The organism is Streptomyces sp. NPDC021012 (genome assembly GCF_044333355.1).
Classification (GTDB): domain Bacteria; phylum Actinomycetota; class Actinomycetes; order Streptomycetales; family Streptomycetaceae; genus Streptomyces.
On sequence record NZ_JBIRQU010000014.1, the window covers coordinates 94,264 to 119,194 of the forward strand.

The following is a 24,931-nucleotide window of genomic DNA, read 5'->3' on the forward strand; positions in this document are numbered from 1 at the left end:
CCGGCCCACGGCTCCGTCAGGTGAGGGCGCGATGCGCCATGAACTGCCATGAGTAGCACTCCGAAGCCGAAGACCCCCACGGCGACCGCTCCCCGCAAGGGCGGCGGAGACGGCAAGGGCATCGCCCTGTTCGTGATCGCCTCCTGTCAGCTGATGGTCGTCCTCGACATCACGATCGTGAACATCGCGCTCCCGCACATCCAGAGCGCGCTGAACTTCTCGACCACCAGCCTGTCCTGGGTCGTCAACGCCTACACGCTCACCTTCGGCGGACTGCTCCTCCTCGGCGGGCGCGCGGGCGACATCCTGGGCCGCCGCAGGGTCTTCATCTTCGGCGTGCTCCTCTTCGGATTCGCCTCGCTGCTGGGCGGCTTCGCCCAGGAATCCTGGCAACTCCTCGCGGCCCGCTCCCTCCAGGGCGTCGGCGGCGCCATCGCCTCCCCGACCTCGCTCTCCCTGATCACGACCACCTTCGACGAAGGCCCGGAACGCAACCGTGCGTTCGGGGTGTTCGCGGGCGTCTCGGCGGCCGGAGGCGCCATCGGACTGCTCGCCGGCGGCGTACTCGTCGAATGGCTGAACTGGCGCTGGGTGTTCTTCGTGAACGTCCCCATCGCCCTGCTCATCGCCTTCCTGACGCCCCGCCACATCAAGGAGTCGGAGCGCCACCCCGGCCACTTCGACCTGATGGGCGCGCTCACCTCGACGCTCGGCATGGTGGCGCTGGTGTACGGCTTCATCAGGGCCGCCCAGGAAGGCTGGCGGGACCCGTACACGATCGCCTCCTTCGCGGCGGCGGTCGTCCTCCTGGTCACCTTCGTCCTCGTGGAGCGCCGCTCGCGCCAGCCGATCACCCCGCTGCACATGTTCGCCGACCGCAACCGGGCGGGCACCTACGGCATCATGCTCTGCCTCGCGGCCGCCATCTTCGGCATGTTCTTCTTCCTGACCCTCTTCGTGCAGACGGTCCTCGACTTCAGCCCGCTGGAGGCCGGACTCGCCTTCCTGCCCATCAGCGCGGTCATCGCGGTCGTCGCGGGGTTCACCTCCCAGCTGCTGCCGAAGTACGGCCCGAAGCCCTTCATGGTGATCGGCTCCCTCTTCCTGGCCGCCGGGCTCTCCTGGCTGACCCGGACCGACATCCACTCGACCTACGCCGGCTCGATCCTCGGCCCGATGCTCGTCTTCAGCGTCGGCATGGGCATGATGTTCGTCTCGCTGACGCTGATGGCGCTGTCCAACGTCCAGCCCCATGAGGCCGGTGCGGCCTCCGGCCTCCTCAACGCCACCCAGCAGGTCGGCGGTTCGCTCGGGCTCTCCATCCTCGTCACCGTCTTCGGCACCGCCAGCCGCAACGAGGCCGACCAGCAGGTCCCGGCCTTCCTCGCCCAGGCGGGCCCGCTGGAGAAGGCCCAGTTCGCGAAGACCGGCCAGCTCCCGCCCCCCTGGAGCGACCAGGTCCTCACCTCCGGCGTCACGGCCGGCTTCATCGTGGCCGCGATCTTCGCCGTCGCCGCCTTCGTGATCGCACTCACGGCGATCCAGGTCCGCCCCTCGGACATCGAACGCCTGAAGGGCGGCGGGATGATGCCGGGAGGAGGCTGAGGAGCACGGCCCGGACGGCCCCCGCCCCGCACCGCTCACCGGCCCCCGCCCCACGGAGCGCCCCGGCTCCCCTCGTGACGACCGCCTGACGCGTCCGGCGGTCCTCTGTCGCGCCCGGACCTCCCTCTGTCGTCGGCCCGCACCCGTCTGACCTTTCCGCGTAGTCCCCTGAAGAACCCTGACAGAGCCCTGAACCGGCCCCCCTTGAACGTGACCTCCGCACCCCGGAGGCTTGAAGCCGCGGGTCGGCCCGGGCAGGTGAGGGAAGCCGGCCGCGCCATGCACCGTCGCAGTGTCATGGACACAACAGGAGCGGGGAGTGGGGACGCATGCACAGCACCTTGATCGTCGCCAGGCTGGAACCGGGCGCGAGCGCGAACGTGGCCGGCCTGTTCGCCGATTTCGACGCGACCGAGATGCCGCACAGGATGGGGACCAGGCGGCGCCAGCTCTTCCACTACCGGGGGCTGTACTTCCACCTCCAGGACTTCGAGGAGAACGACGGGGGAGAGCGGATCGAGGCGGCGAAGACCGACCCCCGGTTCGTCGGCATCAGCAACGACCTGAAGCCGTTCATCGAGGCGTACGATCCGGCCACCTGGCGCTCACCGGCGGACGCGATGGCGACGCGGTTCTACGCGTGGGAGGCGTCCGCGTGAGCGAGCGTCGCGTCGTCATCACCGGACTCGAGGTCCTCGCGCCGGGCGGCGTGGGCGCCAAGAACTTCTGGAACCTGCTGAGCGAGGGGCGCACGGCCACCCGGGGAATCACCTTCTTCGACCCCGCGCCGTTCCGCTCGCGCGTCGCCGCCGAGATCGACTTCGATCCGTACGAGCACGGCCTCACCCCGCAGGAAGTGCGCCGCATGGACCGGGCCGCCCAGTTCGCGGTGGTCGCGGCGCGCGGCGCGGTCGCGGACAGCGGGATCGGGTTCGCCGACCTCGACCCGTACCGCACCGGTGTCACCATCGGGAGCGCGGTCGGCGCCACGATGAGCCTGGACGAGGAGTACCGCGTCGTCAGCGACGGCGGCCGGCTCGACCTCGTCGACCACGCGTACGCGGCACCGCACCTCTACGACCACCTGGTGCCCAGCTCCTTCGCCGCCGAGGTCGCCTGGGCGGTGGGTGCCGAGGGCCCCGCCACCGTCGTCTCCACCGGCTGCACCTCGGGCATCGACTCCGTCGGGTACGCCGCCGAGCTGATCCGCGAGGGAGCGGTGGACATCATGGTCGCCGGCTCCTCGGACGCGCCGATCTCCCCGATCACCATGGCCTGCTTCGACGCCATCAAGGCCACCACCCCCCGCCACGACGACCCGGCCCACGCCTCCCGTCCCTTCGACGGCACCCGCAACGGCTTCGTGCTCGGCGAGGGCGCGGCCGTGTTCGTGCTGGAGGAACTCGACAGCGCCCGCAGGCGCGGCGCCCACGTCTACGCGGAGATCGCCGGGTACGCGACCCGGTCGAACGCCTACCACATGACCGGACTGCGCCCCGACGGCGCGGAGATGGCCGAGGCGATCCGGGTCGCCCTCGACGAGGCGCGGCTGCCGGGCGAGGCCGTCGACTACATCAACGCGCACGGCTCGGGCACGAAACAGAACGACCGCCACGAGACGGCCGCGTTCAAACGCAGCCTCGGCGCGCACGCCTACCGCACCCCGGTCAGCTCGATCAAGTCGATGGTGGGCCACTCCCTGGGTGCGATCGGCTCCATCGAGATCGCCGCCTCGGTCCTGGCCATGGAGCACGACGTCGTCCCGCCGACCGCCAACCTCCACACCCCCGACCCCGAGTGCGACCTCGACTACGTGCCCCTCCACGCCCGCGACCAGCTCATCGACACGGTACTCACCGTCGGCAGCGGGTTCGGCGGCTTCCAGAGCGCGATGGTGCTGGCCGAGCCGGAGAGGAGGAGGGCGTGAGTGCGGCGACCGTCGTGGTGACCGGGCTCGGCGTCGCCTCGCCGACCGGGCTGGGAACGCGCGAGCACTGGGCGGCCACGCGCGAGGGCCGCAGCGGCATCGGCCGCCTCACCCGCTTCGCCCCCTCCGGCTACCCGGCGAAACTCGCCGGCGAGATCACCGGGTTCACCGCCGAGGAGCACCTGCCGGGCCGGCTCATCCCGCAGACCGACCGGATGACCCGGCTCGCCCTCGCCGCCGCCGACTGGGCGCTGGCCGACGCGGGCGTACGCCCCGACGAGCTGGCCTCCTTCGACATGGGCGTGGTCACCGCGAGCGCGTCCGGCGGCTTCGAGTTCGGCCAGAACGAGCTGCGCAAGCTGTGGAGCCAGGGCAGCCAGTACGTGTCCGCGTACCAGTCCTTCGCCTGGTTCTACGCCGTCAACAGCGGCCAGATCTCCATCCGCAACGGGATGAAGGGCCCCAGCGGCGTCGTCGTCAGCGACCAGGCCGGCGGCCTCGACGCGGTCGCCCAGGCCCGCCGGCAGATCCGCAAGGGCACCCGTCTCGTCGTGTCCGGCGGCGTCGACGCCTCCCTGTGCCCCTGGGGCTGGGTCGCGCAGCTCGCCAGCGGCCGGCTCAGCACCAGCGAGGACCCCGCCCGCGCCTACCTCCCCTTCGACCGCGACGCCCGCGGCTACGTGCCCGGCGAGGGCGGTGCGATCCTGATCCTGGAGGCGGCCGAGGCCGCCCGCGAACGCGGCGCGCGCTCCTACGGAGAGATAGCCGGGTACGGCGCCACCTTCGACCCCAAGCCCGGCAGCGGACGCCCGCCCGGTCTGCGCAAGGCCGTCGAACTCGCCCTCGCCGACGCGGGCGTCCGGCCCGCCGACGTGGACGTCGTGTTCGCCGACGCGGCCGGCGACCCCGACCTCGACCGCGTCGAGGCCGACGCGCTCAGCCAGGTCTTCGGCCCGCACGGCGTCCCGGTCAGCTGCCCCAAGACGATGACCGGCCGCCTCTACTCGGGCGCCGCCCCCCTCGACCTGGCCACCGCCCTGCTCGCCCTGCGCGACGGGATCGTCCCCGCCGCCGTCAACGTCAAGCCCTCCCCCGAGTACGACCTGGACCTCGTCGTCGACCGGCCGCGCCGCCTCGACCTGCGCACCGCGCTGGTCCTGGCCCGGGGGTACGGCGGCTTCAACTCCGCCGTCGTCCTGCGGGCGCCCGCGGCGCACTGACCGCCCCGCCCGGGGACCGCCCCACCGCACACGCCTCCTCACCGGAAGGACCCCACCCGTGTCTGCCGACCCGTTCACCCTCGCCGACCTCACACGCATCCTCCTGGAAGCCGCCGGCGGCGAAGAGGACGTCGACCTCGACGGCGACGTCCTCGACACCGAGTTCACCGCGCTCGGCTACGAGTCGCTGGCCCTCCTGGAGACCGGCAGCAGGATCGAGCGCACGTACGGCATCGCCCTCGACGACGAGCTGCTGACGGACGCGCTCACACCGCGCGCCCTCATCGACGCCGTCAACGACCTGCTGACCGTCTCCCGCCCCGCCTGAGAGGCCATCATGACCACGACCACCACCGGCCGCGTCGCCCTCGTCACCGGCGCCACCAGCGGCATCGGCCTGGCCGTCGCCCGGCTGCTCGCCGTCCAGGGGCACCGCGTGTTCATCGGCGCCCGCCACGCGGAGAACGTCGAGACCACCGTCAAGGAACTCCTCGCCGAGGGGCTCGACGTGGCCGGTACGACCCTCGACGTCCGCGACCCCGAGGCCGTACGGGACTTCGTGCGGGCCGCGCTGGAGCGGTTCGGGACGATCGACGTGCTCGTCAACAACGCGGGCCGGTCCGGCGGCGGCGTCACCGCCGACATCGCCGACGAACTGTGGGAGGACGTCATCGAGACGAACCTCACCAGCGTCTTCCGGGTCACCCGCGAGGTCCTCACCACCGGCGGACTGCGCCACAAGGACCGGGGCCGCATCATCAACATCGCCTCCACGGCCGGCAAGCAGGGCGTCGTCCTGGGTGCCCCCTACTCCGCGTCGAAGCACGGCGTCGTCGGCTTCACCAAGGCCCTCGGCAACGAACTCGCGCCCACCGGGATCACCGTCAACGCGGTCTGCCCCGGATACGTCGAGACGCCGATGGCGCAGCGGGTCCGGCAGGGGTACGCCGCCGCCTACGACACCAGCGAGGAAGCGATCCTGGAGAAGTTCCAGGCGAAGATCCCGCTCGGCCGGTACTCCACCCCGGAAGAGGTCGCGGGCCTGGTCGGCTACCTCGCCTCCGACACCGCCGCCTCCATCACCGCGCAGGCCCTCAACGTCTGCGGCGGCCTCGGCAACTTCTGACCGGGACCCAGGACCAGGACCCAGGACCAGGACCCAGGCCCCAAGACCCAGGCCCCAAGACCCAGGACCACGACGAAGGAGCCCCGAGCATGACGACCCGTGAGGTCGAGCACGAGATCACCGTCGGCGCCCCCGCGGCGGCCGTCTACCGCCTCATCGCCGACGTGGTGAACTGGCCCCGGATCTTCCCGCCCACCATCCACGTCGACCGGGTCGAGCACACCGGTGCCGAGGAACGCATCCGGATCTGGGCCACGGCACACGGCGAGGCCAAGAACTGGACCTCCCGCCGCACCCTGGACCCGGAGGGCCTGCGCATCACCTTCCGCCAGGAGACCAGCGCCCCGCCGGTCGCCGCGATGGGCGGTGCCTGGATCATCGAACCCCTCGGCGACGACAAGGCCCGGGTCCGGCTCACGCACGACTACCGCGCGGTCGACGACGACCCGGAAGGGCTCGCCTGGATCGACGAGGCCGTCGACCGCAACAGCCGCTCCGAACTCGCCGCGCTGCGCGTCAACGTCGAAGCCGCCCACGCCGCCGAGGACCTGACGTTCTCCTTCACCGACAGCGTCACCGTCACCGGCGCCGCCAAGGACCTCTTCGACTTCGTCAACGAGGCAGGCCGGTGGGCCGAGCGGCTCCCGCACGTCGCGTCCGTACGCCTCACCGAGGACACCCCGGGGCTCCAGACCCTGGAGATGGACACCCGCGCCAAGGACGGATCCACGCACACCACCAAGTCGTACCGCGTGACCTTCCCCCACCACCGCATCGCCTACAAGCAGGTCACCCTGCCCGCGCTGCTGACCCTGCACACCGGCGTGTGGACCTTCGAGGAGACCGGGGAGGGCACCGTCGCCTCCTCCCAGCACACCGTCAGCCTCGACACCGGCAACATCGCCGCCGTCCTCGGCCCCGGGGCGACCGTGGCCGACGCCCGGACGTACGTCCACACCGCCCTGTCCACCAACAGCCTCGCCACCCTCGGCCACGCCAAGGCGTACGCCGAGACGCGCGCGGGGGAGCGGGGCTGAGGTGCCCGACGCACAGGTCGTGGTCGTCGGCGCGGGCCCCGTCGGGCTGATGCTCGCCGGGGAGCTGCGCCTCGGCGGCGCCGACGTCCTCGTGCTCGAACGGCTCGAAGAGCCCGCCACCGAGTCGCGGGCCTCGACCCTGCACGCCCGCACGATGGAGATCTTCGACAGCCGGGGGCTGTGGGACGGGGTCGACGGCCCGGTGGGCGACGCGCGGGGGCACTTCGCCGGGATCCCGGTCGACCTGACCCTGCCCGGCAGCCGGCCGGGGCTGTGGAAGGTGCCCCAGACCGACACCGAACGGCTGCTCGCGCGCCGGGCCGCCGGACTCGGCGCCGACATACGGCGCGGCCAGGAGGTGCGGGCGGTCACCGACACGGGCGCGTACGTCGAGGTCGACACCGGCGACCACGTCGTACGCGCCGCCTGGCTCGTCGCCTGCGACGGCGAGGACAGCACCGTGCGCCGCCTCCTCGGCGCGGACTTTCCCGGCCACGACGCGCGGCGCGAACTGCTGCGGGCCGACGTCGCCGGGATCGAGATCCCGGACCGGCGCTTCGAGCGGCTGCCGGACGGGCTGGCCGTCGCCGCGCGCCGGGCCGACGGGGTGACGCGGATCATGGTCCACGAGCACGGCGCTCCGGTGCCCGTACGGACGGGGCCGCCCGCGTACGAGGAGATCGCGCGCGCCTGGAAGCGGGTCACCGGGGAAGACGTCGGCGGCGGCACCCCGCTGTGGGTGAACGCGTTCGACGACACGACCCGCCAGCTCGCCCATTACCGGCACGGCCGCGTCCTGTTCGCGGGCGACGCCGCGCACCGCCAGCCCCCCATCGGCGGCCAGGCCCTCAACCTGGGCCTGCACGACGCCTTCGACCTGGGCTGGAAGCTCGCCGCCGAGGTCACCGGCCGCGCCCGCCCCGGCCTCCTCGACACCTACCACGCCGAACGCCACCCGGTCGGCGCCCGCACCCTCTCCAGCATCGAGGCGCAGGCGCTGCTGCTGTTCGGCGGCCCCGAGGTGGAACCCGTACGCGCCCTGCTCACCGAACTCATCGGCCACGAACCGGTCCGCGCCCACCTCGCCGCGATGATCGGCGGTCTCGACGTCCCGTACGAGGGCGCCGGCGTCCGCCTGCCGCACATCAACGAACTCCTGCCCGTCGGAAAGGGGTTGCTCCCCGGCCCCGCCGACACGACGACACGAGGAAACCCGCCATGCCCCTGATCTCGCCCGACGACGGCTACCTGACCGTCTTCAACCTCTTCGAGACGGACACCCGCCCCCTCCAGGACGACGTGCTCGACGCGATGCGCGACATCATCGACCACGCCGACTACCCCGGCTGGATCTCCTCGACGCTGCACTCGGGCGTGGACGAGCCGGGCACCGTCAACTACATCCAGTGGCGCAGCGCCGCCGACCTCCAGGCCCGGTACGAGGGCCAGAAGTTCCAGCGGAAGACCGTACCGCTGTTCCACAAACTCGCTCGGACCGTACGTCTGCTGAAGACCGAACTGGCCTTCACCCAGCACCACCCCGCGCTGGACGGGGGCATCGAGATCTCGCCGGAACGCGACGACCACACCGTCGTGATCGTCCTCGACACGCGCCCCGAGGACCAGAAGGAGCTCCTGGAGACCCTCGCCCGGCCGGACGAGTGGATCACGACCGTGCCCGGCTACCGCTCGCACACCTACTTCCGGGGCGTGGAGGGCACGTACGTCGTCAACTACGCCCAGTGGGACAGCAAGGAGGCGTACGACGCGTTCCACACCCTTCCCGAGGAGCGGCGGCCGGCCGACGTCCGCCAGGGCCGGGAGCGGGCGCGGTCCCTCGTCACCGGGCGGCAGGCCAACACCTACCGGGTGACGCACTCCCGGTCGGCTCTGCCGGCGAAGGACTGACCGGCATGGCCGACACCGACGTCATCGTCGTCGGCGCGGGGCCGACCGGGCTGACGCTCGCCGGTGAACTGCGCCTGGGCGGCGCGCGCGTGACGGTGGTGGAGCGGCTGGCCGAGCCCACCGGACAGTCCCGGGGGCTGGGGTTCACCGCCCGCGCCATGGAGGCCTTCGACCAGCGGGGACTGCTGCCGCGCTTCGGAACGCCGGAGACCAGCCCGGTCGGCCACTTCGGCGGGGCACGGTTCGACTACACCGTCCTGCCGGGCGCCCACTTCGGGGCCCGGGGGATACCGCAGTCGCGCACCGAGGCGGTGCTGGAGGAGTGGGCGGTCGAACTCGGCGCGGTCGTCCACCGGGGGTGGGAGTTCACCGGTCTCGACGCCGGCGACTCGGCGGTGGAGATCACCGTCCGCACCCCCGAAGGGCCGCGACGGCTGCGCGCCGCCTACCTCGTGGGCGCCGACGGCGGGCAGAGCCCCGTGCGCGAGGCCGCCGGGATCGGCTTCCCCGGCACCCCGGCCGCCCGCGTCATGTACCTCGCGGACGTGGTGGGCCGCAAGCTGCGGCCCCGGCCGCTCGGCGAGCGCCTGGAACACGGCATGGTGATGGCGGCGCCCCTGACCGACGAGGTCGACCGCATCATCGTCTGCCCGGACGGCGCCCCGCCCCGCGAGGACGCGGAGCCCGTCGCGTTCGCCGAGGTCGCGGACGCCTGGCGGCGGCTCACCGGCGAGGACATCGCCGACGCCGACACCGAGTGGGTCAGCTCCTTCACCGACGCCACCCGGCAGGCGGCCGCCTACCGCGCGGGCCGGGTCCTGCTCGCCGGGGACGCCGCCCACATCCACCTCCCGGCCGGCGGCCAGGGGATGAGCACCGGCATCCTGGACGCCGTCAACCTGGGCTGGAAGCTCGCCGCCGAGGTCACCGGCCGCGCCCACCCCGACCTCCTCGACACCTACCACGCCGAACGCCACCCGGTCGGCGCCCGCCTGCTGCTGAACACCCGGGCCCAGGGCACGGTCTTCCTCGGCGGCCGGGAGTCCGACCCGCTGCGGGCCCTGTTCGCCGAACTCATCGCGTACGACGACGTCAAACGCCATCTCGCCGGCGCGGTGAGCGGCATCGACGTCCGGTACGACCTCGGCGGCGGCCACCCGCTGACCGGCGGGCGCGTCGCCCCCCGCGCCCTGGTCGGGCCCGCCGGGGAGACCAGCACCGCCCAGCTCCTGCACCCCGCGCGCGGCGTCCTCCTCGACCTCGCCGACGACCCGGAGCTCCGCGCGGCCGCCGCCCCCTGGCACGACCGGGTGACCGTCACGACCGCCAAGCCGGCCGACGACCCGCACGACCAACTGGACGGCCTGCACGCCCTGTTGATCCGCCCCGACGGGCACGCCGCGTGGGCGTCCGCCGCGCCCGGCGGCGAGGGGCTCACCGAGGCCCTGCACCGCTGGTTCGGACCCGTCACCGACCGAAAGGCAGTACCGGCATGAGCGACACGACCCTCGCCGACCTGAGGGACAGGGCCGACCTCACCGCCCTCGCCGACCGCTACGTCACCCACCTCGACCGCGACCGGCACCGTGACGACTGGTTCGGCGAGGTCTTCACCGACGACGCGCACCTCACCCTCCCCATGGGCGAGTACAAGGGGACCGCGGGACTCGCCGAGTTCCAGGAGCTGGCCCGCACGACCTTCGAGCGCACCCACCACACCGCGACCAACTACTCCATCGACGTCGACGGAGACCGGGCCACGATCCGCGCGCACCTGACCGCCGTGCACGTCCGCGAGGCCGCCGAGCCCGGCGTCCACTTCACCATCGGCGGGCACTACGAGGCCGGTGCGGTGCGGACCGCCGACGGCTGGCGCATCGACCGGTTCGTCTTCGACCTGGTGTGGCACGAAGGGCAGGGCCCGCAGGGCGCGCCGGGGCACTGACCCGGCGACTTTGCAGAGATCTGACGTACCGCGCGAAGACCTGACGTCGGCGCGGCTTGTACGGCCCGACCGGCCCCGGACACACTCCAGACGGGCCTGTCGGTTTCTCCCGGTCGGACCCCGCCGGCCGATCCCGCCGCCAAGGAGGAAGCTCCGCCATGCCCCCCGAGAAAAGCGAACTGCCCCTGCACGCCCAGGTGTTGCAGCTCGTCACCGCAGGATGGCTCGCCCAGGCGGTCAGCGCGACCGCCGAACTCGGCGTCGCCGACGCACTGGCCGAAGGCCCCCGGCCGCTCGCCGAGATCGCCGAGGCGACCGACACGCACGCGCCCAGTCTCCACCGGCTGCTGCGGGCCGGCGCCGACATCGGCCTGTTCGTTGAACACGACGGACAGGTCTTCGAACTGACCGCGCTGGGCGACGCGTTGCGCTCCGACAGCCCGGTCAGCCTGCGCAACTTCGCGATCTGGACCGGGCTGCCCGCCGAACGGCACGCCTGGGCCGGTCTCGCCGACGCCGTACGCACCGGGCACACCGCCTTCCCCGAGGTGCTCGGCAAGTCCGTCTGGGAGTACCTGCACGACCACCCCGACGTGCTGGGCGTCTTCGACCGGGCCATGACCGAGGCGTCCCGGCAGATCATCGCGCCGGTCGTCGCCGCGTACGACTTCGGACGGTTCCCGACGATCGTCGACGCGGGCGGCGGACGGGGCGCCCTGCTGGCCGCCGTCCTCGCCTCCGCGCCCGGGACGCGCGGGATCCTGTACGACCGGCCCGAGGTCATCGCCTCGGCCGGGCAGCCGCTGCGGGACGCCGGGGTGGCCGACCGGGTGGAGCTGGTCGCCGGGGACTTCTTCGAGTCCGTGCCGGGCGGCGGTGACGCCGTGATCCTCTCCAACGTCATCCACGACTGGGACGACGAGCAGTCCCGGCGCATCCTGACCAACGCGCGTGCCGCGCTGGCCGACGGGGGGCACGTGCTGCTGGTCGAGGCCGTGGTGCCCGACCGGCCGCGGCCGTCGCCGACGGTCTCCCTGATGGACCTCGACATGCTGGTCGTCGCCGGAGGACGGCAGCGTACGGCCGGCGAGTTCGGGGCCCTGCTGGCGGACTCGGGGTTCGAACTGACGCGGATCGTGCCGGGCGGGCACTGCAGCGTGGTCGAGGCCGTACGGGTCTGACGCGGGGAGTACGCCCCCCAAAAAAGACGCCCCATGAGACCGGTACCGAGGAAAGAAGCAGATGACAGAACGGTTCGCACGCAAACTGTGGTTCGGGATCGGGCCGGGGGTCGCCGTCGGCGACGCTCCGGAGGTCGTACGCCGGGTCGAGTACGCCGATCGGGCGGGGCTCGACTTCTTCGCCCTGTCCGACCACCCGTACTACGGCGATCGGCTGGAGGCGTACAGCGCGCTCGGGCTGCTCCTCGGCCGGACGCGGACCATCACCGGCGTCACGACCGTCACCAACCTGCCGACCCGCCCGGTGCCGCTGCTGGCCCGCACGCTGTCGACGCTGTCCGCGCTCTCCGGGGGCCGGGTCGTCCTCGGCATCGGAGCGGGCGGCTACTGGGACGACATCGCCCGCTTCGGCGTCACCCGGCTCGACCCGGCCGCCGCCGTGCGCGCCCTGGAGGAGGCCATCGGCCTGGTGCGGGCGCTGTCCGGCGGCCCGGCCCCGGTCACCCTGGACGGCGAGTTCACCCGGGTCGTCGGGCTCGACCCGGCACCGGTGCCGCCGCCGTTGGTCTGGACGGGGTCCGTGGGCCCCAAGTCCCTCGCGGTCACCGGGCGTTCGGCCGACGGCTGGATCCCCGGCAACGCGTCGGACTGGCTCAGCGAGCGGTACCGCAGCTCACGGCCGCTGGTCGAGGAGGCCGCGCGCGCCGCCGGCCGCGACCCCGCGGACATCGCGACCGTCTTCAACCTTCCGGCCCGCATCACCGACGCCCCCGTCAACACCCCGCGCGACCCGTCCGGGCGGTGGCTGGGCGGGTCCGTCGGCCAGTGGATCACCGAACTGACCGGGGCCGTCCTCGAACACGGCGCGTCCGGGTTCGTGTACTTCGCGTCCGGCGACCCCTCGGGGCAGGTCGGCCTCGGGCGGTGGGCCGAGGAGATCGTGCCGGCCGTCCGCGAGGCGGTCGCCAAGGGCTGACCCACGAGAACACGCCCCCCTCGCCGTCCCTCCCCGAGTTCCCCGAGTCCACCGAATCCCTTCGAGACCCGAGTCACTGTGAGAAAGGCCCTGAGATGCCCACCAGAACCACCCGCTCACGCCGTCGGCTTCGTCCCGCGGGCGCGCTGCTCGCGGTCGTCCTGCCCGTCGCCGCGTGTTCGGGCGGGGGCACCGACCCGGGCGGTACGGGGGGCGGGGCGCCGCGCGACGGAGGGACGCTGCTGGTCGGGGCCGAGGCGGACCCGGGGTGCCTGGACCCGCAGCAGACGGGGCAGATCAGCGCCATCGACATCACCCGGTCCGTGGTCGACTCGCTCACCGCCCAGGACCCGAAGTCCGGCAGGATCGTGCCGTGGCTGGCGAAGTCGTTCACGACCAGCGCGGACGGCAGCGCGTTCACGTTCGTGCTGCGCGACGGCGTCACCTTCAGCGACGGCACGCCCGTCGACGCGGCGGCGGTGAAGGCCACGTTCGACAACCTGGTGAAGCTGCCCGCGAACGGCGCCCCCGGCTATCTGATCGGCTACCGGGGCACGACCGTCACCGACGCGCACACCCTCACCGTCACGTTCGCCAGATCCAACGCCCAGTTCCTCCAGGCCACTTCGACCGTCGGCCTGGGAATCCTGTCACCCGCGTCGTTCAAGGCCCCGGCGGCCGACCGCTGCCGGGGCAGGTTCATCGGCTCGGGCCCGTACGTCCTGGACCACTACACCACCAACCAGGAAGCCGTACTGAAGAAGCGGGCGGACTACGCCTGGCCCTCGTCCCTCGCCACGCACAAGGGCGCCGCCCGCCTCGCCGAGGTGAAGTTCACGTTCATCCCGGAGTCCGGCGCCCGCACCGGCGCCCTCTCCTCCGGCCAGGTCGACATCGCCAAGGCCCTCCAGCCCACGGACGAGGCCGGGTTCAAGGGCAACGGCTTCCGCGTCCTGTCGGCGCCGGGACCCGGACTCGTACCGCCGCTCTCCCTCAACCACCGGGGGATCCTCGCCGACCGGAAGGTCCGCCAGGCACTCCTCAAGGGCATCGACCGGCAGGGGCTCGTCGCCTCCGTGTTCAGCGACTCGTACAAGCCGGCCACGAGCGTGCTGTCCTCGACGACCCCCTACTACGAGGACTTCTCCGACCGGCTCCGCTACGACCCGCGGGGCGCCGAATCCCTGCTGGACAGCGCGGGCTGGAAGAAGGGGAAGGACGGAATACGCGAGAAGGACGGCAAGCCGCTCGCCCTCACCTGGCTGATCCCCGCGCCGATGCCGCCCGCGAACGAGGCCGTGCAGCAGCAGCTCCGGAAGATCGGTGTCGACCTGAAGCTGCGGGCCGTCACCCCCGCCATCTACGTCGAGCGGCAGCAGAAGGGCGACTTCGACCTCACCGCCGTCGGTGTCACCCGCGCCGACCCGGACGTCCTGCGCACCCTCTTCTACACCAGGAGCGCCAACCTCTGGCACCTGCCGCCGAGCGAACTCGACACCTACCTGGAGCAGCAGGCCGCGGCGACCGACGCGAAGACCCGCCAGACCGCCGTGTCCCACGCGGTCCGCTGGATCCTCGACCACGCCGACACCGTCCCGCTGTACGAGGGCGCCCAGGTCCACGGCGTCTCCGACAAGGTCAAGGGCTTCACGCTCGACGCCTCCAACCGGTTCGACCTGTACGACACCTGGCTGGGCTGAGGGAGGCCGACTGTGCACACGGCCCGGTACGCGGCCACCCGGACACTGCGCGCGGTGTTCGTCGTCTGGGCCGCCTTCACCCTCACCTTCGGCGCGCTGCGGCTGCTGCCCGGCGACCCGGTCGCGCTCATGCTCAGCGGACGCGGCGGCTTCGCCGAACTGACACCGCAGCAGATCGCCCAGGCACGCGCGGAGCTCGGCTTCGACCGGCCGCTGCTCGCCCAGTACGGCTCCGCGCTCGCCGACGCGCTCCACGGCGACCTCGGCGCGTCCCTCCGGACCGGGCAGCCGGTCTCCCGCATGATCGCCGACGCGATCCCGCCGACCCTCCAGGTCGGCACCCTCGCCCTGCTGCTCGCGCTGACCCTGGGCACACTGCTCGGAGTCGCCGCGAACCTCACCGCGAGCCCCCTCCTGCGCCAACTCCTGCGCTCGATCCCGTCGTTCGCGGTGTCCCTGCCCTCCTTCTGGGTGGGGCTCGTCCTGATCCAGTTCCTCTCCTTCCGGTGGCGCCTCTTCCCCTCCCTCGGCGACAGCGGCTTCGACAGCGTGGTCCTGCCCGCCTGCACCATGGCGATCCCGGGAGCCGCACTCGTCGCCCAGGTCCTCGGCAAGTCCCTCCACGCGACCCTCCAGGAGCCGTACGCCGACACCGTCCGCGCCACCGGCGCCGGCCGGGCCCGGCTCCTCTTCGGCCACGGGCTGCGCAACGCGGCCATCCCGGCCGCGACCGTCGCCGGGATGCTCGTCGGCTCGCTGATCGGCGGCGCGGTCGTCGTCGAGACGGTCTTCTCGCGGCCCGGCATGGGCCGCGTCACCCAGGCCGCCGTCTCCGCGCAGGACCTGCCGGTCGTCCAGGGGGTGGTGGTGGTCGCCGCCCTGGCCTTCGCGGTGGTCAACCTGCTGATCGACCTGTCGTACCCGGTGCTCGACCCCCGCATCCGCGCCACGGGACGGCTGGTGACCGCATGACGACGCCGACCCGATCGCCCGTCGAACCGGTCCAGGAGCCGGCGCGGCCTCGCCGCGTGCTGCCGGCCCCCCTCCGCTCGCCCGGCGTCGCGCTCTCCGTCCTCGTCCTCGCGCTGGTCCTCGGCTGGGCCCTCGTCCCGGACTGGTTCACCTCCCGCAGCCCGCTCACCGGCGTACCGGCGGACCGCTTCCGACCGCCGAGCGCCCAGCACCTCTTCGGAACGGACCAGTTGGGCCGCGACGTCTACGCCCGGGTGGTGCACGGAGCGGCCCTGTCGCTCCGCGCCACCGCCCTGGCCGTCCTCATCGCCCTGGGCGGCGGAGTGGTCCTCGGGCTCGTCGCCGGATTCTTCGGCCGCTGGGCGGACGCGGTCATCATGCGGGCCGTCGAGGTCACGATGTCCGTCCCGCCGCTCCTGCTCTCCCTGACCCTCGTCACCGCGCTCGGCGTGGGCACCGGCCAGATCGCCGTCGCCATCGGGGCGACCAGCGTCGCCGCGTTCACCCGCGTCATGCGGGCGGAAGTGCTGCGCGTACGGGCAGCGCCGTACGTCGAGGCCGCGATCCTCTGCGGCGCGCGATGGTGGCGCGTCCTCCCCCGCTACATCCTCCCGTCCGCCGTCGGCCCCGTCCTGGCCCTGGCCGCCCTCGACTTCGCCCTCGTCGTCCTCGCCGTCTCCAGCCTGGGCTTCCTCGGCTACGGCGAACCCCCGCCGGCCCCCGAATGGGGCTCCCTCGTCGCCGACGGCCGCAACTTCCTCGCGACGGCCTGGTGGCTCACCACACTGCCCGGTCTCACGGTCACGGTCGTCGTCCTCGCGGCGAACCGGCTGTCACGGGTGCTCGAAGCGGAAGGAGGGCATCGGTGAGTCCGGTGCGTGATCACGATCCGACGGAAGCTCCGGGCGCCCGCGCGACGGTGCCGCCCGGGGAGCCGCTGCTGGAGGTGCGGGGGCTGCGGATCGGGTACCGCACCGCGAGCGGTACCCGTATCGCCGTGGACGGGCTCGACCTGAGGGCGGAGGCCGGGGAGATCACCGCTGTGGTGGGGGAGTCCGGATCGGGGAAGAGCAGCGGGGTACACGCGCTGGTCGGGCTGCTGCCGGCCGGGGGCGTGGTGCTGGGCGGTTCCGTACGGCTCCAGGGCGAGGAGCTGACCGGGCTCGGGGAGCGGGAGTGGCGGGAGGTGCGGGGGCGGCGCGTCGGGCTGATCCCGCAGGACCCCGGCGTCAGCCTCGACCCGGTCAAGCCGGTCGGCGCGCAGGTCGCCGAGGTGCTCCGGGTGCACGGCCTGGCCACCCGCCGGGACGCCCCCGCCCGGGCCGTCGACCTCCTCGCCGAGGCCGGACTGCCCGACCCGGCGCAACGCGCCCGCCAGTACCCCCACGAACTCTCCGGCGGCATGCGCCAGCGCGTGCTCATCGCCGTCGCCACCGCCGCCCGCCCCCGCCTCCTCATCGCCGACGAGCCCACCTCGGCCCTCGACGTCACGGTCCAGCGCCGGCTCCTCGACCACCTCCAGGAGGTCGTCACCACCACCGGCACCGCCATGCTCCTGGTCACCCACGACCTCGCGGTGGTCGCCGACCGGGCGCGGCACGTGGTGGTGATGTCGCAGGGGCGGGTGGTGGAGGCGGGGCCTGCCGGGCGGGTCCTCGCGGATCCCCGGCACCCGTACACGCGCAAGCTGCTGGCGGACGCGCCGACCCTCCGGGCCCGCCCTCCGCGCGCCCGATCCGGCTCGGCGGACGTGCCCGGCGAACCCGCCGCACCGGCCCCCCTGTTGAGCGTCACCGGTCTCACCCGGGCCTTCCCCGTCCGGGGGCCGGTGCTGTCGAGGCGCCGTACCCGCACCGCCGTCGACGGGGTCGGGTTCGAGCTGGGCAGGGGGGAGACCCTCGGGGTGGTGGGGGAGTCCGGTTCGGGGAAGTCGACGACCGCGCGGATGATCCTCGGGCTCGAACGGGTCGACGGCGGGACGGTGCTCCTCGACGGGGTCGACGTCACCACCGTGCGGGGAGCCGCGCGGCGGGCCCTCCACCGCCGTGTCCAGCTCGTCTACCAGAATCCGTACGCCTCGCTGAACCCCCGCTTCACCGTCGGTGAGCTGCTGACCGAGCCGTTGCGGAACCACGGGATCGGGGACAGGGCGGAGTGGGCCGGAAAGGTGCGGCGGCTGCTCGACGACGTGGCGCTGCCGGTCGGCGTGGAGCGGCGCAAGGCGGCCGAGCTGTCCGGAGGGCAGCGGCAACGGGTCGCCATCGCGCGGGCGCTGGCGCTCGGTCCGGAAGTGCTGGTGTGCGACGAGCCGGTGTCCGCGCTCGACGTCACCGTCCAGGCCCGGATCCTGGAGCTGCTCGTCGGGCTCCAGGAGCGGCACGGGCTGAGTTATCTGTTCATCTCCCACGACCTGGCCGTCGTCGCGCAGATCAGCGACCGGATCGCGGTCATGCGCGACGGCCGGATCGTGGAGAGCGGGCCTACGGCGGAACTGCTGAAGGCGCCGCGACACCCCTACACCAGAGAGCTGCTGGCCGCCGTGCCGGGCCGCAGTGGGACGGAGGACATTCCATGCAGCTGGGACTGATCACGTTCGGCAGCCTTCTGCCCGATCCGCTCACCGGTACGTCGCTCACCCAGAGCCAGCGGCTGCGGGACGTGGTGCGCGCGGGGGCGGCGGCGGAGGACGCCGGGTTCGCCTGGTACGCCGTCGGTGAGCACCACTTCGGGGAGCGGGACGTCATCTCCTCGCCCGCGCTGGTACTGGCCGCGCTCGCGGAGCACACGTCGACGATCAGGCTGGCGACGGGGACCACGCTCGTCGCCAACCGCGACCCCGTACTCGTCGCCGAGGACTACGCGCTGGTCGACCTGCTGTCCGGCGGCCGTCTCGAACTCATCGCGGGCGGCTCCTTCTTCCCCGAGCCGTACGCGGTGTTCGGCCAGTCCCCCGAGTCGAAGGCGGCGCGCAAGCGGGAGAACACGGAGCTGCTGATCCGGCTGTGGACCGAGGAACGGGTCACCTGGCAGGGCGAGTTCAGGCCGCCGCTGGCCGGGGTCACCGTGCAGCCGAGGCCGCTGCAGGAGAAGCCGCCGCTGTGGATCAGCGGCGGTGTCGGGTCGGAGTCCGTGCGGCTCGCGGTGGACCACGGGCTGCCGCTGGTCGTGGGGACCACCGCGCGTGAACCCGGCACGTTCGTACCGGTCTTCGACGCGTACCGCACCCTGTGGCAGGAGAGCGGACGCCCCGGCCCGCCCGGCAGGCTCGGCGCCGCCAGCCACGTCTTCGTCGCCGGGTCGTCCCAGCGGGCGCGTTCCCTGTGGGCCTCCTACATGAACAACTACCTGACCGTGCGGAAGCCCGGCACCACGCACTTCACGACCCCGCCGGACTTCGACACGTACATCGGCGACAAGGGGCCCGCGATCTGCGGCAGCCCCGCCGAGGTCGTCGACAAACTGGGCCGTCTGCACGAGCTGTGGGGCCATGACCTGCACCTCCTCGCCATCGACGTCGGCGGCATCCCGTACGCGGAGGTCCAGGCGGCCACCGAACTGACCGCCGCCGAGGTCCTTCCCCAGGTCGCCGGCCTCGGGACCCGGGCGGTGACCGGTGCCTGAGCTGCCGCCCGTGGTCGACGCCGGGTGGGTGCGCGCCCACCGCGACACCCTCGTCCTCGCCGACGTCCGCTGGTTCCTGGACGGCCGCAGCGGCTACGAGGCCTACCTCGCCGGCCATCTGCCCGGCGCGGTCTGGGTCGATGTCGACACGGTCCTGTCCGCCCCGCCCGACGAGACCGGAGGACGCCACCCCCTTCCCGAACCGGCCGAGTTCGCAAAGGCGTTGGGCGCGCTGGGCATCGGGGACGGCACGCCCGTGGTGGCGTACGACGCCGACGGCGGGCCGTATGCCGCCCGGTTGGTGTGGCTGCTGCGCCGCACCGGACGGCCCGCCGCCCTGCTCGACGGCGGGCTCACCGGCTGGCCCGGCGAGACCGAGACCGGCGCCGTCGTACTCCCCGAGGCGCGTCTGACCCCGGTCAAGTGGCCCGAGGCGGCACTGCGGAGCGCCGACCAGGTCGCGGCGGGCGGGGCGATCGTCCTCGACGCCCGTGCCGCCGACCGGTACTCCGGCGCGCACGTCCTCCCGACGGACGTCCGTTCCGGCCACGTACCCGGCGCCCGCAGCGCCCCCTGGAGCGCGAACCTCGAGCCCGACGGCACCTTCCTGACGCCCGCCCGGCTCCGGGAGCGTTACCGGGCCCTGGGGGTCGAAGAGGGCGCCGACGTGGTCGTCTACTGCGGCAGCGGGGTCACCGCCTGCCACGACCTCCTCGCCCTCGAACACGCCGGCATCACCGGCGCGGCCCTCTACCCGGGCTCCTGGTCCGCCTGGTCGGCGGACCCGTCCCGGCCGGTGGCGACGGGCGCGGAGCCCGGATAGGGCCGAGCGGTGACCGGCGCCGGGGGACGCCGGTCACCGCCGGCCGGGACGGGAGCGGCGCTCACCAGCCCGTACCGAACCTCGCCATCGGCTCGATCAACTCCTTCTCCTCGTACGCGAGATGCGACAGGAGCGCGTCCGCGAGCAGGTCCACCACCGCCCGTAACGCCTCCCGTTCCTTCTCGCCGCCGCCCTCGCCGACGAAGGCGACCAGCTCGCGGTCCAGGCGCTCGATCAGCCCGTGGATGGCGTGGTGCTCCTCGGTCAGCCGGTCCAGCACCTCGCCGAGCCGGGGGTCGGAGCGGCGCAGGTAGGGGAAGAGGTCCTCGTCCTCCCGGGTGTGGTGCAGGGTGGTGATCCGGCAGTACGACGCGCAGTACGCGCCGAGCGTCCAGGAGTTCTGCCGCAGGCTCAGCCGCTGGATCTCCGACCGTGCGTCCCCCGGGGCGAGGGTGTCGGCCAGCACCTCCCGCACCAGCTCGCAGAGCCGGTCGAGGTCGGAGCGGAGCTGGTCGTGCGCGGCGACGAGGTTCCGGGCCGGTTCCTGCTCGCGGCGCGGATAGCGCCGCTCCCGGTCGGCGGGAGGCCCGACGGGCCGCGTCGACTCGTCCCACAACCGCTCGGCGGACCGCCACGCCTTCGGGGGCGGGGTGGGCCGTACGGTCAGCGGGTCCCCGGAGGCGGCGGCTGCGGAGGCGGCCGGAACCGGGGCCCCGGCGACCCCCGCACGCCCGGCGGCACCGTCCCGACCACCCGCCGCGCGCCCGCGTTCCGCCGCCACCAGCTCCCGTGTCGCCGGTGCCACCTCCGCGGCGAACGACTGGATCAGGGCCGGCTGGTGGGCGGGCAGCAGGAAGCCGCTGGTGCCGTGTTCCAGGGCGAGCGCGGCGAGTTGTTCGGGCCAGGAGTCGAGCGGGCCCCGCGGGAAGCCGCCCGGCCCCGGTGAGAGGTTGTACAGCCGGCGGACCTCGACGGGGTCGCGGCCGGCGGCGACCGCCGCCTCGTCGACGATCCGGTGCCCCGCGGCGAGGCGGCCCGGTGGGACGTGCGGGACGCTGGGCAGCCAGCCGTCCGCCGTCGCGCCGGTCAGCCCCAGCATGCGGGGGCCGACGGCGCCGACCCAGATTCCGATGGGGTGCGCGGGTGCGGGTCCCGGGGCGGCGCCGTCGAGTGCGTAGTGCTCGCCGGGCACGCTGACCCGGCGGCCCCCGCTCCACAGCGCCCGGATGACGTCGATGGCCTCGCGGGTGGCCCGCACCGCCTCGCCGGGGTCGCGGCGCGGTCCGCCGTCGGCGGCGATGGCGTCCCAGTACGCCCCGGCGCCCAGCCCCAGTTCGACCCGGCCCCCGCTGAGCAGGTCCAGACCGGCGGCGGTGCGGGCCAGCACGGCGGGCGGGCGCAGGGGGAGGTTCGCGACGTTCGGGAAGACCCGTACGCGGGCGGTGGACGCGGCGATCATCGCGAGCGCCATCCACGCGTCGAGCAGTTCCGGCCGGTAGGGGTGGTCCGGCACGCTCACCAGATCCAGTCCCGCCAGGTCGGCGATCCGGGCCAGCGCCACCGCGTCATCGGCTTGCTCCGTACTCGGCACCAGGACGGCGCCGAAGAGGAGGTCGTGTCCGTAGTCAGGCATGTGCTCGTGAACTCCTGCTCGTGGGCGCGATGTCGGGGGTGAGGGGGCGGCGGCTCCCGCGCGCCGGCCCCCTCAGGCCGCGGACCGCGACCGCTCCCCGAGCGGGGTCACCGGCGCCGGAGTCCTGCCCCAGAACCTTCCGGGCCCCGCCAGCGCGGCCAGCGTCGCGACGCCCAGGGCGACCGCCGACATGACGAACGCGGTGGTGTAGCCGGACTCGACCGGGATCCGGGTGCCGGGGATCGTCTCGGAGACGACGATCGACGCGGCGATCTGGGCGCCGAGGGAGCCGCCGATCGTCCGCATGATCGTGTTGATGCCGGTCGCCTCGCCGGTCTGGCTGCGGTCGACCGCGCTGACGACGAGGTTCGCGAGGGCGGCGAAGGCGAAGCCGACACCGATGCCGAGCACCCCGGAGCCGACGTACATGGTCCACTCGGTGTCGTGCGCGCCCGCGTAGATCGCGAAGCCGACGACGCCGATCAGGCAGGCCAGGACGAGCGGCAGCTTCCAGCCGACGGCCGCGCCGAGGCGGCCGGCGAGCGGGCTGGCGATCAGCATCGTCACGGCCATCGGCACCATGAACAGTCCGGACTCGGTGACGGAGGCGTCGAAGCCGTACCCGGCCCTGGACGGGGTCTGGGCGAGCAGCGGCACCAGGGTGAACGCGCCGTACATGCCGAACCCGATGATGAGCGCGGTGACGTGACTGGTCAGTACGGCGGGTCGGCGCAGCAGTTCGAGGTCGATGAGGGGCTCGTGGGCCTTGCTCTCGGCGTATACGAACACCGCCAGCAGGACGACGGCGGCGAGGAACAGGCCGATGACCCCGCCGGACGTCCAGCCCCAGGACTTGCCCTCGCTGATGGCGAGCAGCAGGGCCACGACACCCGCGCTGAGCAGCACCACGCCGGCCCAGTCGATGCGTCCGGGGCTGGTGACCGAGGACTCCTGGATGAACGCGGTGACGGCGGCGATGCCGAGCAGGATGACGACCAGTCCCAGCCAGAAGATCCAGTGCCAGTCGAGGGCGTCGACGATCGGGCCGGGGATGACGAGTCCGACGCCGAAGCCGATGCCGAACGTGGACGAGATCAGGCCGATCGCCACCGGCACCCGCTCGCGCGGGAACTGGTCGCGCACGATCCCGAACGCCAGCGGGAAGGCGGCCGATCCGACGCCCTGCACCGCGCGCGCCGCGATCAGCAGGGCGAGCGAGTCGGACAGGGCGGCGAGCAGGGTGCCGGCGGCGAAGACGGTGAGGCTGGCGATCAGCACCCGGCGCTTGCCGAACATGTCGCCGACCCGCCCCAGCAGGGCCGTCGCCACCGACGCGGTGAGCAGGAAGGAGCTGAGCACCCAGGAGACGGACGTCGTCGAGGCGTCGAACTCGCGCTGGAGGTCGGGCAGCGCGGGCACGACCATCGTCTGCATCAGGGAGAAGGACAGGACGGCCAGGAGTAAGGCGGCGAACGGGGCGGCGATGCCGCGTCGTGCGCCGGGGGCCGGGGTGTCGGTCATGGGGCGGTCCTCCGGGGACGGGCGCCTCGGTCCGCTGTTTCGGAGCACGGGAGGGGCGCCGAACTAGTATCGCCTCGGAATGATTACATGATGTCATCCTTACGTCCAGTCATCGCTGTTCCCGTATCGTGAACGCATGAGCGAAACCCCTGAATCCGCCGCGGACGCCCCGACCCGGGACGGTGCCACCCGCCCGCCGAGCCTCCTGGCGCTGCCGTCCTACCTCGCCGGGCACATGGCGCGGATCGGCCACGACGCGCTCGTCGAGGCGGTGGGCCGGCACGGGCTGCGGCTGCCGCACTTCGCGACCCTGACCGCGCTCTCGGACTTCGGCCCGCTGCCCCAGCACGTACTGGCCGACCGGCTCGGCTTCCAGCGCAGCCACCTGGGCGGCTACCTGGACGCGATCGAGGAGCGCGGGCTGGTGCGCCGTACCCGCGACCTGTCCGACCGGCGCCGGCAGCTGGTCGAACTGACCGAGGAGGGAGCCCGGTTGCAGCACCGGCTGTGGCGGGTGGCCCAGGAGTCCCAGGACTCCTTCCTCGGCTGCTTCACCCCCGAGGAGCGCGACATGCTGACGACGCTGCTGCGCCGGCTGCTGGACGCCGACGACAGGGCACGCGCCTGACGGAAGCGCAACCGAATTTCGTGAAGGATATTTCGCGCGCCAAGTGACCGAAAACCGTTTCATGCTGCTGCAACATGGAATTCACTTCAACGGGTGGAATATGCGGCCCCGGTTTCGTAGAATCGTGTACGAGTTTTGCTTCGTATGACGAACATGACTTACCGGGGGAGAGAGCGTGACAAAAACGTCAGAGTCCTTGCGAGTGCCTCTTATACCCAACCCGCGCACCGAACTCCTGCTGGGCCCGGCACCCGTCGCGGTGCCCGGCACCACGGGCTGGCGCATCCTGCTCGTCGAGGGCGACGCCTCCACGGCCTGCGCCCTGGAGGAGGGGCTGCGCCGGCACGGCCACGAGGTGGCCGCCGTGGAGCGGGGCAGTGCCGCCCTGGCCGCCCACGAGGGCGTGGACCTCGTCCTGATGGAACTCGAACTGCCGGACCTGGACGGCCTGGAGGTGTGCAAGGCCATCCGCGCCGTCAGCTGTGTCCCGCTGATCGTCGTCACCGCGCGCGGCTCGGAGCTGGACAGGGTCCTCGGACTCCAGGCGGGCGCGGACGACTACCTGGTCAAGCCGTACGGCTTCCGCGAGTTGATGGCCCGCATCGACGCGGTCATGAGGCGCGTGCGCGTCCAGGGCGGACAGGGCCGGGTGATCGACCACGGCCCGCTGCACATCGACGTGAACTCCCGCGAGGTCCGCCTGAACGGCCGCGACGTGGAGCTGACCCGCAAGGAGTTCGACCTCCTCTGCCTGCTCGCCTCCCACCCCGACACGGTCATCTCGCGCAAGCGCCTGCTCCAGCAGGTGTGGGGCGACTCCTGGTCCCGGCGGACCGTCGACACCCACGTCAGCAGCCTCCGTAGAAAGCTCGGCGGCAGCGGCTGGGTCGTCACCGTACGCGGCGTCGGATTCCGGCTCGGGCACGCCTGAATTCCCGATCATGGAAATGTGAAGGGCCGCACGCGGCCTTCCGGTGCAATTCTCCTCACCGTGAAGGAATTGTGTGGGGCGGCCGCCCGAAAATCACTTCTGTGGTGCCGGACCGGAAACGGAATCCGGCGCCACCGCGTTTTCCGACCCCCGCCAGGGGCGGACTCCGATTCCCAC

At 72.9% G+C, this 24,931-nt stretch carries 23 protein-coding genes; 21 read left to right on the plus strand and 2 right to left on the minus strand.

Going from position 1 to position 24,931, the window contains the following annotated elements; all coding sequences use genetic code 11:
• Nucleotides 1-48: 48 nt before the first annotated feature.
• From ACH4TP_RS33450 to ACH4TP_RS33540, 19 genes are all read left to right on the plus strand, one after another.
• Entirely contained in the window at nt 49-1,605 is a 1,557-nt protein-coding gene (locus ACH4TP_RS33450) for an MFS transporter (RefSeq protein WP_398185813.1), read from the plus strand.
• Nucleotides 1,606-1,934: 329 nt separating this feature from the next.
• Nucleotides 1,935-2,264, plus strand: a complete 330-nt coding sequence (locus ACH4TP_RS33455; RefSeq protein WP_389226775.1) for a TcmI family type II polyketide cyclase — start codon at nt 1,935-1,937, stop codon at nt 2,262-2,264.
• Complete coding sequence (locus ACH4TP_RS33460) at nt 2,261-3,532, plus strand: beta-ketoacyl-[acyl-carrier-protein] synthase family protein (protein ID WP_398185809.1); 1,272 nt, start codon at nt 2,261-2,263, stop codon at nt 3,530-3,532. Before ACH4TP_RS33455 ends, ACH4TP_RS33460 begins: the two co-directional genes overlap by 4 nt.
• Nucleotides 3,529-4,752, plus strand: a complete 1,224-nt coding sequence (locus ACH4TP_RS33465) for a ketosynthase chain-length factor (protein WP_398440063.1) — start codon at nt 3,529-3,531, stop codon at nt 4,750-4,752. Before ACH4TP_RS33460 ends, ACH4TP_RS33465 begins: the two co-directional genes overlap by 4 nt.
• Nucleotides 4,753-4,810: 58 nt before the next feature.
• A complete protein-coding gene (locus tag ACH4TP_RS33470) occupies nt 4,811-5,080 on the plus strand; it encodes an acyl carrier protein (RefSeq protein ID WP_398185806.1) in 270 nt (89 codons plus the stop codon).
• Between the two features lie 9 nt (nt 5,081-5,089).
• Nucleotides 5,090-5,878 (plus strand): 3-oxoacyl-ACP reductase FabG, encoded by a 789-nt coding sequence (fabG, locus tag ACH4TP_RS33475; RefSeq protein WP_389226787.1) that lies wholly within the window; start codon nt 5,090-5,092, stop codon nt 5,876-5,878.
• An 89-nt stretch (nt 5,879-5,967) separates the two neighbouring features.
• Nucleotides 5,968-6,915 (plus strand): aromatase/cyclase, encoded by a 948-nt coding sequence (locus tag ACH4TP_RS33480; RefSeq protein WP_389226790.1) that lies wholly within the window; start codon nt 5,968-5,970, stop codon nt 6,913-6,915.
• 1 nt (nt 6,916) lies between these two features.
• Complete coding sequence (locus ACH4TP_RS33485) at nt 6,917-8,143, plus strand: FAD-dependent monooxygenase (protein WP_398440064.1); 1,227 nt, start codon at nt 6,917-6,919, stop codon at nt 8,141-8,143.
• Nucleotides 8,134-8,823, plus strand: coding sequence for an antibiotic biosynthesis monooxygenase family protein (locus ACH4TP_RS33490; protein ID WP_398440065.1), 690 nt, complete (start codon nt 8,134-8,136; stop codon nt 8,821-8,823). The genes ACH4TP_RS33485 and ACH4TP_RS33490 overlap by 10 nt, the downstream gene beginning before the upstream one ends.
• A 5-nt stretch (nt 8,824-8,828) precedes the next feature.
• A complete protein-coding gene (locus ACH4TP_RS33495; protein WP_398440066.1) occupies nt 8,829-10,319 on the plus strand; it encodes an FAD-dependent monooxygenase in 1,491 nt (496 codons plus the stop codon).
• Nucleotides 10,316-10,768 carry a nuclear transport factor 2 family protein gene (locus tag ACH4TP_RS33500; protein WP_389226802.1) on the plus strand — a complete coding sequence of 151 codons (453 nt, stop codon included), beginning with the start codon at nt 10,316-10,318 and terminating at the stop codon, nt 10,766-10,768. The genes ACH4TP_RS33495 and ACH4TP_RS33500 overlap by 4 nt, the downstream gene beginning before the upstream one ends.
• A 158-nt stretch (nt 10,769-10,926) precedes the next feature.
• Nucleotides 10,927-11,949: a methyltransferase gene (locus ACH4TP_RS33505; RefSeq protein WP_398440067.1), complete on the plus strand. Its 1,023-nt coding sequence runs from the start codon at nt 10,927-10,929 to the stop codon at nt 11,947-11,949.
• Nucleotides 11,950-12,010: 61 nt separating this feature from the next.
• Nucleotides 12,011-12,925, plus strand: coding sequence for an LLM class flavin-dependent oxidoreductase (locus tag ACH4TP_RS33510; protein ID WP_398440068.1), 915 nt, complete (start codon nt 12,011-12,013; stop codon nt 12,923-12,925).
• 95 nt (nt 12,926-13,020) lie between these two features.
• Complete coding sequence (locus tag ACH4TP_RS33515; protein WP_398440069.1) at nt 13,021-14,625, plus strand: ABC transporter substrate-binding protein; 1,605 nt, start codon at nt 13,021-13,023, stop codon at nt 14,623-14,625.
• A 12-nt stretch (nt 14,626-14,637) separates the two neighbouring features.
• Nucleotides 14,638-15,597: an ABC transporter permease gene (locus ACH4TP_RS33520; protein WP_398440070.1), complete on the plus strand. Its 960-nt coding sequence runs from the start codon at nt 14,638-14,640 to the stop codon at nt 15,595-15,597.
• A complete protein-coding gene (locus ACH4TP_RS33525) occupies nt 15,594-16,466 on the plus strand; it encodes an ABC transporter permease (protein WP_398440071.1) in 873 nt (290 codons plus the stop codon). The genes ACH4TP_RS33520 and ACH4TP_RS33525 overlap by 4 nt, the downstream gene beginning before the upstream one ends.
• Nucleotides 16,467-16,471: 5 nt before the next feature.
• On the plus strand, nt 16,472-18,184 hold the full coding sequence (locus ACH4TP_RS33530; RefSeq protein WP_398440097.1) for a dipeptide ABC transporter ATP-binding protein: 1,713 nt from the start codon (nt 16,472-16,474) through the stop codon (nt 18,182-18,184).
• Nucleotides 18,169-19,218, plus strand: coding sequence for an LLM class flavin-dependent oxidoreductase (locus tag ACH4TP_RS33535; protein WP_389226820.1), 1,050 nt, complete (start codon nt 18,169-18,171; stop codon nt 19,216-19,218). Before ACH4TP_RS33530 ends, ACH4TP_RS33535 begins: the two co-directional genes overlap by 16 nt.
• Complete coding sequence (locus ACH4TP_RS33540; RefSeq protein WP_398440072.1) at nt 19,211-20,041, plus strand: sulfurtransferase; 831 nt, start codon at nt 19,211-19,213, stop codon at nt 20,039-20,041. Before ACH4TP_RS33535 ends, ACH4TP_RS33540 begins: the two co-directional genes overlap by 8 nt.
• 61 nt (nt 20,042-20,102) lie before the next feature.
• On the opposite strand, the gene ACH4TP_RS33545 is transcribed toward ACH4TP_RS33540, so the two are convergent.
• A complete protein-coding gene (locus tag ACH4TP_RS33545; RefSeq protein ID WP_398440073.1) occupies nt 20,103-21,674 on the minus strand; it encodes an LLM class flavin-dependent oxidoreductase in 1,572 nt (523 codons plus the stop codon).
• A 72-nt stretch (nt 21,675-21,746) separates the two neighbouring features.
• Complete coding sequence (locus tag ACH4TP_RS33550) at nt 21,747-23,195, minus strand: MFS transporter (RefSeq protein ID WP_398440074.1); 1,449 nt, start codon at nt 23,193-23,195, stop codon at nt 21,747-21,749.
• 136 nt (nt 23,196-23,331) lie between these two features.
• On the opposite strand from ACH4TP_RS33550, the gene ACH4TP_RS33555 reads away from it, so the two are divergent.
• A complete protein-coding gene (locus ACH4TP_RS33555; protein WP_398185769.1) occupies nt 23,332-23,823 on the plus strand; it encodes a MarR family winged helix-turn-helix transcriptional regulator in 492 nt (163 codons plus the stop codon).
• 202 nt (nt 23,824-24,025) lie between these two features.
• Entirely contained in the window at nt 24,026-24,754 is a 729-nt protein-coding gene (locus ACH4TP_RS33560; RefSeq protein WP_398185766.1) for a response regulator transcription factor, read from the plus strand.
• Nucleotides 24,755-24,931 lie beyond the last annotated feature (177 nt).

What these genes read in the sequence shown, in the direction of transcription:
- ACH4TP_RS33450 (WP_398185813.1), top strand. Translation starts at nt 49, where the DNA reads ATGAGTAGCACTCCGAAGCCGAAGACCCCCACGGCGACCGCTCCCCGC.
- ACH4TP_RS33455 (WP_389226775.1), top strand. Translation starts at nt 1,935, where the DNA reads ATGCACAGCACCTTGATCGTCGCCAGGCTGGAACCGGGCGCGAGCGCG.
- fabG (WP_389226787.1), top strand. Translation starts at nt 5,090, where the DNA reads ATGACCACGACCACCACCGGCCGCGTCGCCCTCGTCACCGGCGCCACC.
- ACH4TP_RS33480 (WP_389226790.1), top strand. Translation starts at nt 5,968, where the DNA reads ATGACGACCCGTGAGGTCGAGCACGAGATCACCGTCGGCGCCCCCGCG.
- ACH4TP_RS33490 (WP_398440065.1), top strand. Translation starts at nt 8,134, where the DNA reads ATGCCCCTGATCTCGCCCGACGACGGCTACCTGACCGTCTTCAACCTC.
- ACH4TP_RS33495 (WP_398440066.1), top strand. Translation starts at nt 8,829, where the DNA reads ATGGCCGACACCGACGTCATCGTCGTCGGCGCGGGGCCGACCGGGCTG.
- ACH4TP_RS33500 (WP_389226802.1), top strand. Translation starts at nt 10,316, where the DNA reads ATGAGCGACACGACCCTCGCCGACCTGAGGGACAGGGCCGACCTCACC.
- ACH4TP_RS33505 (WP_398440067.1), top strand. Translation starts at nt 10,927, where the DNA reads ATGCCCCCCGAGAAAAGCGAACTGCCCCTGCACGCCCAGGTGTTGCAG.
- ACH4TP_RS33510 (WP_398440068.1), top strand. Translation starts at nt 12,011, where the DNA reads ATGACAGAACGGTTCGCACGCAAACTGTGGTTCGGGATCGGGCCGGGG.
- ACH4TP_RS33515 (WP_398440069.1), top strand. Translation starts at nt 13,021, where the DNA reads ATGCCCACCAGAACCACCCGCTCACGCCGTCGGCTTCGTCCCGCGGGC.
- ACH4TP_RS33525 (WP_398440071.1), top strand. Translation starts at nt 15,594, where the DNA reads ATGACGACGCCGACCCGATCGCCCGTCGAACCGGTCCAGGAGCCGGCG.
- ACH4TP_RS33535 (WP_389226820.1), top strand. Translation starts at nt 18,169, where the DNA reads ATGCAGCTGGGACTGATCACGTTCGGCAGCCTTCTGCCCGATCCGCTC.
- ACH4TP_RS33545 (WP_398440073.1), bottom strand. Translation starts at nt 21,674, where the DNA reads ATGCCTGACTACGGACACGACCTCCTCTTCGGCGCCGTCCTGGTGCCG.
- ACH4TP_RS33550 (WP_398440074.1), bottom strand. Translation starts at nt 23,195, where the DNA reads ATGACCGACACCCCGGCCCCCGGCGCACGACGCGGCATCGCCGCCCCG.
- ACH4TP_RS33555 (WP_398185769.1), top strand. Translation starts at nt 23,332, where the DNA reads ATGAGCGAAACCCCTGAATCCGCCGCGGACGCCCCGACCCGGGACGGT.